The organism is Lachnoclostridium sp. An169 (assembly GCF_002160525.1).
GTDB classification, from domain to species: domain Bacteria; phylum Bacillota; class Clostridia; order Lachnospirales; family Lachnospiraceae; genus Mediterraneibacter; species Mediterraneibacter cottocaccae.
This window is the reverse complement of the sequence record NZ_NFKT01000090.1, coordinates 1-513: the sequence shown is the minus strand read 5'-3', so window position 1 is coordinate 513 and position 513 is coordinate 1. Positions and strand designations below refer to the sequence as shown.

Sequence of the window (513 nt, the reverse complement as noted above, 5' to 3'; positions counted from 1 at the left end):
CTTGATATGAGAGGAAGAGGCAATCCCAGAGAATTCGTGCTTTTTCAAAGCCTGAATTCTCTCCAGGATTGCCTCTTCCTTTTGATATCGCTTATTTCAGGGCGCAAAATTCCCCTTGTTTGGATTTTTGGGAGCACTTCTTTCGCTAAGCTGTTTTCTGCTCCTGTTTCCCTTCATATTTCTCAATCTCATGATGTAAAAAGCGATGGTATTTCATGATGTTCCTGCCAATCGCATACAGCATGAATTCTTTATATACTTTCTCCTCTGAACGGTAGTTAAACCGCCGGAAGTTTTCATTCTCTTTGATATCTCCAAAGTGTCCTTCCGTCTGGATCGACCGTGTCTGCCGTTTCAGGATTCCTTCTTCACTCTGAATATTAGCGTTAGATTCTTCCTTCAGTTCTTCCCAGCGTTCGTTGATCTTCATGACCTTATTCCGGTCCGGATTTTTTTCAGCATTGTATTTATACAGGCATCTGGATTTATGCTCACAGCCGCTGCAGTCCGCAC

General features: G+C 42.9%; 1 protein-coding gene. It reads right to left on the bottom strand.

Annotation, left to right across the window (positions count from 1 at the left end):
* Nucleotides 1–145: 145 nt before the first annotated feature.
* Nucleotides 146–513, bottom strand: a 368-nt coding sequence (locus B5F07_RS22260; protein ID WP_204248886.1) for a transposase, incomplete at its 5' end; no start/stop codon positions are given.